The following is a 6498-nucleotide window of genomic DNA, read 5'->3' as shown; positions in this document are numbered from 1 at the left end:
TGCCATAAAATACTCCATATATTGATGTTTATAACATCATTTGGGGAGCAAAATATAACTTATAAGTGTTGTTCAAATTTCCTGATCCACCTCTGAATTCCTTATTCTTAATTGAGGGGTTTATAGAGCTTTAAATGGAGTGTTAAGAGATCGCTTTGATCGGAATGACAAATTTTGGGCATAAAAAAACCACAGCCGAAGCCATGGTTTAATTATTTTTAAAAGTTAATATTTCATTTTAAAATGCGCTCTTAGGTCTAACTTTCCATGAGTGAAAAATATATATTTCGCACTATGCAAGCATGTTGAGAGCTTGTTCTAATCCTCGTTGCTTGATTGATGCGCCAGCACCAAACCAAGCTGAATCGAGTCGGTGATCGGTACTCATGGCACGACGTTCGTGGTCTATAAATTCTGTGATGGAACACAGTAGTCCATAGGCAGTCCCTTTGGCAGAACTTAGCTCCGCACCTCGTCCTTGACCATTAAACATCTCCATTGCTCGACTCATCGATTTGGCATTTGGTTCAGCTTTGTCCTTGCCATTGGCTTGGGCTTGTAAGGCTACATCACGGTAGAACTGGATGATGTTGTCCTCCTGATCCACCACGTTGTTCATTGTGCTGTTATTGAACACGGCATCAAAGTAAGCGGATGCTTCCATCTGACTCACTTTACGTTGTGTCAGTTGCTTCATTTCATACATATGTTCATCCCATGCACGTACAGAAATACCCAATTGCTGTTTCACCTTGTCTGCATCAAATTTGGTACTGTGTGGAACTTTGACCACGCCTGCACTGCTGTTCTGACCTTTCAGTGCAATCGCTAAAGTGTTGTTACACACCACACGGATAGAAGTGAACTGTGCCGTGGTTGCCAATGTACCATCACAAGCGGTAGCTAGCAGAATATAGCCATTACTGACATCTTTACCCTTTAATATGGATGTTTGCCCTGTCCGTGCCAGTGCCCAGAACTTCTTACCACCTTTAAGTACCCCTGCAGTTTCAAGCTCAAAACCTGATTGCTCAGTCAGGTCACGATAGAATTCTAAAATTTCTCTCGGTTGAACTTCCTGAAAGCGTTGGCTGACGACTGATAAAGGTGCATGAGTATCGGAACGATATAAAACACGTTGTTCTTCATAGGGCATGATGATGCTTTGCCCTCGTTCATTGTGTGCCATATAACTGACATTAGAGGATTCAATGCGCCAGTCCATGCCTGCTTGCTGTGCCCAGACTTCAATCGGTTGGTTTTGACTCAGTTGGTTACCTAGACCGTGCCAAGGGGTTTCTCCGACATAAGCCATTTGTTCAAGTTGATGTGCCATAGTGTTATTCCTTTTAAATGAAACTGAAATTTGAATATGTGTTGATACAAACAATCTTTAGTGCAATAAATGGGTTGGAAACTTTTGGTAGCAGTTGTGGCAGAAGCACAAATTCTGCTGTGATGGTGTGCTTGGTTTCGTAAATGAATTCAACACACTACCCAATACTGTTCCAGCAATTCCACCGACAATCGGTGGCAGATTGAAAGACTTTGCGACCGTGGTTCCCAATGCACCTAATGTGGTCGGTGTGACCAAATTGGTGAAGGCTGTATTTGATTGTTGTGTAATTGCTTCAACTAACATCACATCAGTTGAATGACAAAAAGGACAGCTCAAGCTCATAGCTCGACTCCTAAATTTTGGGCATAAAAAAGCCTGCTCGATGGCAGGCTTTGTTTTCATATTTTCATGTGATCTCAAAAGAGCTTCATGATTCTCATTAGGATGTTATGTGTTTGAAATTATTTGGAATGATTCTTCTGCGAACCAACAAAACGATTTAATCCTATTCCTTTTATTTTTGATCGCCCCTTAACAGAACAAAAGAAAGGACCTCCATTAAATTTAAAAAAATATTTTCTTTGTTCTCTTTGCTCTATGATAAGTTCACCTACATTAGCTCGTTGCATCAATCTTCTTAATAATTTTTTCTCACGTTTTGTTGGCTCTTCCGTAGATGCACTGTTATATTTATTACGCCAATCGTAGTCAAAAAATTTCTCTATATCAGGATAAATCAGAATAAAAGCTGGACGCACCCCATCAAATTCACAAAAACTATATGTATATGCTTGCATTACACAGTTTAATAATTTTTTCACACTTTCCTTACTTTGAGGATCTTTAATCTCAATACCTATAGCTTCTACATCAAATCCCATCGCCTTTGCTTTTTGATTTGGGCGGAGTAGCAAATCCAATCTTAAAGGAGAATCATCAATAACCCATCTGCCTTCAACCTCTTCTTGAATGTAAAAGAGATCACTTAACATTCCTATTAATTTCTCTTTAGCTAAATTCTCTCTATCTTGAGACATGTTTAAATCATGTTTCCTATAACTGATTACTAAATTAAAAGCCGATAGTCATACGACATAGGGCTAAAGTTATTAAAATAAACTCCTATTCTAGCAATGTCATTTGCCGATTCCAAAGTGACAGGTAATCTAGAGTAATAATCAAAGGTATTCCAATTCATTTTAGATAAACCTAAAATTTCATTCGCTAACTGGCTAATATCTGATTGCCCAACATAGCGTTTAATAACTAATGGAACTGGGATTCTTCTTTTTCCTTGGAAATATTTAAAACTTGGATTTTGAGCACTTGGCGTAGCTCCATGCACCCATAATAATGCTGTATTAGAACTTTGGACAATTACCGTACCTCTAGCAATAGGGAAACCATCTATTTCTAATTTATTATTAACCAATTTAGATGACAAATATCGAAAAGAATCCTCAAAGTTAATTTCGATCAACTCTATATCTTCCACGCCTTCTAACCCTTGTATAAACCCCCTCTGTTCTTCTGCTGTGAATGCTGTCCTCTTATGTATCACAACACGTCGTGGTAATTGCATTTTTGCATCGAAAAACATTTGTCTAATTTTCTCACCTGTTCTCCTTGCATCCTCTTCAGACATATAAGGATTATGATGGTGAATTATAGGGTTCTCTATCCGACCAAGTTGAAATTGCATGCCTTCCCCCCTAGCACTATAAATATGACTACAACCTAGAACAATCCTTTTAGAGTTTTCAGGATACGTGATCCTATTGATACTGTAGCCTATCCCCACAAAAGCTGTCTGATTATCTATAGATTCCAATCGCCAAGGTGTCCGCATAGCTTTGACATAAAATGCTAATGATAACCACCACTTCACTCTACAACTTTGGGAACTATTAACCGTTTTCTCTCTTACAAATTGGGTACTTATTCCCTGCTGAGCAGCATATGCTTTAATATAATCATGTAAATCAAAGTATTCATGTTCTGATTTTATTGAAGTTAATAATTCCCATCTTTTAGGAATATAAATAATTACAACTGTACCCGTACGTAATTCTAATTTTTCCAAAGCATCGAGTTCATAACAAATTCTATTTGCTAAATTTTTTGCATTATCAATAGCTTTTTGTGCTGAAAGAGCTTCATCTACAAATCGCCATGTATTTTCACCTATTTTAGGAAAGGTTATCGGTACTCCAAATGCATTTGTAAATCCATGAAATGGATGTAAATAATCTTGTTCTGATTTTTCTGGTAATGACTTTTCATGAATTCCCCGTAAAAGATTATTTACAATCCCTGCATCCTGACGTGTACTTATTACATTGATACAAATTTCAGGGCATAAACCAGAACTAGTATTTTTATAATCCCAAGGGCGATTTTCAACCAATCCTTTTAAAGGATTAATATGAGATATTTCATTAGATATAGAATTTGAACCAAAAATTAATTTTGCATCCTGAATGATCAAGCCTTTTTGAGTTGCATGCTTATTGAAGTCAGTAGGAAGCTTTCGTGTAGCATAATTAACTAAACCAGCATAAAGTGGCTTTTTACCTAAATTAAATATACCACCACCACTAACTGCAAGGTCTTTTTTTGTAATGATATCTGCCCACTTTTCTAATATCTGACTATATTCTTTATTATGCTGATAACCGAATTTTTTATTCTTTATAGTTTTTACAACATCATGATCAGGCAAAGATTCATCTAAATTTAATACAAGTAAATCAGGTTTAAATGTTAAATAAATATCATCTTTAATAAAATTTAAATTTAGAATCAAAGCATCTATTATCTTATATTTTTTCCCATTGTGAAATTCGATAGAACTTACATCTGGATTCCATATCCGTTTATTTTGATCTGAACTGAACTCTAAATTTTTGACAATACTTTGGATTAACCCACGTCTAATGAGAGACTGAACCCTTGTATCGTTCAATACATCAGTTTTTGAAAAATTTACTACCGTTGGCGTACTTAGATAGAACTCTCCTAAATATTTCCTGAGTTTATCAACATCAGCGAAAGCTATGATTTCTTTTCCTATTTTTGAAAGTACTACTTCTTTAAAGTCCACTTTACTATTAAGCCAATCAATATAATTTAAGTTCCCCTCAGGATATTTCAATGTAACTTTAAGAAACTGGCTAGGAAGTTTAACGAAAGGGTAAGCATTACTTTTAATAAGTGAAGAAATATCATTTTCTGGAGCTGTAAATTTAGCTGGCTTCTTAGCAATACAAGGAATTTCCTGTAGCATTGACAATGCTTTACTCAACATGTTGTCATTCAATAATTTTCTAGAAATTTGCTCTACGGTGTCATCAAATCCCTCTGTTGAGACATAAAAAGCATCCCTATTGTTTTTTCTTGCTAGTTCCAATAGCTCCATCACTGGCTGGCTTATTGTTTCACCATACCCACACCAAAATAATCTCGATTTAACAGTTTTAGAAAATATTTTTTCTAAAACTGTCATTAAAGATTTATCTCGACCGCTATAACCAATAACTACAAGATCATAGTCCTGTAACTCATGTTCAATATTATTTTTTAAGTTTTCTTCCTGATATCTTAATTGTTCATCTGTATTTTTAAGCTCATCGTAACGATAATCTCCATGCAGTGAAACTACTCTTAACTCACCCTCACCATGTTGCCTGGTAATACGTTGAGTACTATCCAGCCCAACTTCAATACACACAACATCATTCGAATGGCAAGCCCGAGCAACCAAACCATCAAAGTTTGTAGTCCACACAGTTTTTATTATTTTTGTTTGAGCAAGCAGTGGTAATAGTTTATAGCCGATATGTGGTTTAGCCATCTCAACATATTGCTGAAAGAAACTTCTTCTATCCTGCTCTGTGATATAGCATTCTTTTGCATAAAAAGAGTATTCCTCTGGACTATTCAAAGTGGGATATTCCCCTCTCTGATCTAGCCATTTTTGGATTCGATCTTTTGTTCCTTGCAAAGATAATTCACCAACTGTTTCTCTTAAAAGTGGATTTTTAGTTATAAATATTTCACGTTTCCACTCCCAAATACAACGTTCTGCGGATGGCATTCCTGATGATATTGATGCTCCAGCACCTAACAATAAGCAAATTGGTCTTTTTTTATTAATATCTATAGATCTTATAAAGGCATCAATCGCAATTTTATAAGGTGCCATATTCTAAATTATCCTTATGATCAATTTCTTCCAACTTCAGCTTATAAAATAACCTATTCTTATTCAAGCTAAAAATTTCATTTAGTATTATTTGAGTTTGGTTCCATCATTATTTTCTGATCATATGATTATTAATGTATTTAGTTTGACTACTGGATTTTTCTTAGTTGCTATTTCCTACATAATAATAACCGTCAATATTCTAAATACTTACTTTTTCAACCTTGTTTGATTGACTAAACCCACCCTTAAATTTATCATTCGACTGCTGACCTACATCGTCAGTCGGTTTTGACAGACCGTTTACAAAAGGCGCACAACAACGCTGTGATGGTTTTGTGCGTTCTCTTAAGTCACGCCTTTACGGTGAGACTGGGAGGGGCACGCTTGCGTGCGCTGATTTCCTTTTGTATCAGTCTGTCAACCCGCCCAGTCTTGCCACCATTATTTGACAGTAATTTGGTAAGACTCTCTTTCATACAAAAGGAGTAGTCGCCATGACTCAGCACTTTCTATCTATATTATTTCCCCTAAAACGATTTTCTATTCCTCTGTTGCATTAGCAGCTTTCATAAGTGTTTGCTTATTTTACTGATCTAAACGCTCTCTAGCCTTAGAAGGCTTTGTCGCCTCTGCACGTCAGTTCATTCAGCAAGATTTATAACACACCAATAACACAATAAAAAATTAGGGGAAATGATGAAAATTCAAACTTCACTCATTGTTGTCTCAGTTGCACTTCTAGCATCAGGCTGTGCTAGTAAAACTGAACGTCAATTTATCAGTGGTTGTAAAACAGGCGGGATTGATGGCAGTACCTGCTCATGTATTTATGACAAACTCGAAAGTAAATATGGAGAGGATGGACTCAAAAACAATCTATACACCTTACAGCAATCTGAATCTTTCCAAATGGATATGGTCAATTCTTCCTATCAGTGCATGAAGGAATAGC

5 protein-coding genes are annotated in these 6498 nt (G+C 36.1%); 1 reads left to right on the top strand and 4 read right to left on the bottom strand.

The features are described 5' to 3' along the window. Positions 1–292: 292 nt before the first annotated feature. The 4 genes from F944_RS15935 to F944_RS15920 form a co-directional block, all read right to left on the bottom strand. The gene (locus tag F944_RS15935; RefSeq protein ID WP_004992804.1) at positions 293–1336 is read right to left on the bottom strand and encodes a DUF932 domain-containing protein; all 1044 of its coding nucleotides are present in this window, start codon (positions 1334–1336) and stop codon (positions 293–295) included. A 57-nt stretch (positions 1337–1393) separates the two neighbouring features. Further along, positions 1394–1681 carry a hypothetical protein gene (locus F944_RS15930; RefSeq protein WP_004992802.1) on the bottom strand — a complete coding sequence of 96 codons (288 nt, stop codon included), beginning with the start codon at positions 1679–1681 and terminating at the stop codon, positions 1394–1396. A 119-nt stretch (positions 1682–1800) separates the two neighbouring features. Further along, the gene (locus F944_RS15925; RefSeq protein ID WP_004992800.1) at positions 1801–2376 is read right to left on the bottom strand and encodes a hypothetical protein; all 576 of its coding nucleotides are present in this window, start codon (positions 2374–2376) and stop codon (positions 1801–1803) included. Between the two features lie 29 nt (positions 2377–2405). Next, a complete protein-coding gene (locus F944_RS15920; RefSeq protein ID WP_004992799.1) occupies positions 2406–5543 on the bottom strand; it encodes an SIR2 family protein in 3138 nt (1045 codons plus the stop codon). Between the two features lie 699 nt (positions 5544–6242). Between F944_RS15920 and F944_RS15915 the strand changes: the two genes are divergently transcribed. Continuing rightward, positions 6243–6497 carry a hypothetical protein gene (locus tag F944_RS15915; RefSeq protein WP_004992798.1) on the top strand — a complete coding sequence of 85 codons (255 nt, stop codon included), beginning with the start codon at positions 6243–6245 and terminating at the stop codon, positions 6495–6497. Position 6498 lies beyond the last annotated feature (1 nt).

Source organism: Acinetobacter ursingii DSM 16037 = CIP 107286 (assembly GCF_000368825.1).
Classification (GTDB): Bacteria; Pseudomonadota; Gammaproteobacteria; order Pseudomonadales; family Moraxellaceae; genus Acinetobacter; species Acinetobacter ursingii.
This window is presented reverse-complemented; position numbering and strand designations above follow the sequence as displayed.

Excerpts from the sequence above, each read along its gene's own strand:
- F944_RS15935 (WP_004992804.1), bottom strand. The coding sequence starts at position 1,336 with ATGGCACATCAACTTGAACAAATGGCTTATGTCGGAGAAACCCCTTGG.
- F944_RS15930 (WP_004992802.1), bottom strand. The coding sequence starts at position 1,681 with ATGAGCTTGAGCTGTCCTTTTTGTCATTCAACTGATGTGATGTTAGTT.
- F944_RS15925 (WP_004992800.1), bottom strand. The coding sequence starts at position 2,376 with ATGTCTCAAGATAGAGAGAATTTAGCTAAAGAGAAATTAATAGGAATG.
- F944_RS15920 (WP_004992799.1), bottom strand. The coding sequence starts at position 5,543 with ATGGCACCTTATAAAATTGCGATTGATGCCTTTATAAGATCTATAGAT.
- F944_RS15915 (WP_004992798.1), top strand. The coding sequence starts at position 6,243 with ATGAAAATTCAAACTTCACTCATTGTTGTCTCAGTTGCACTTCTAGCA.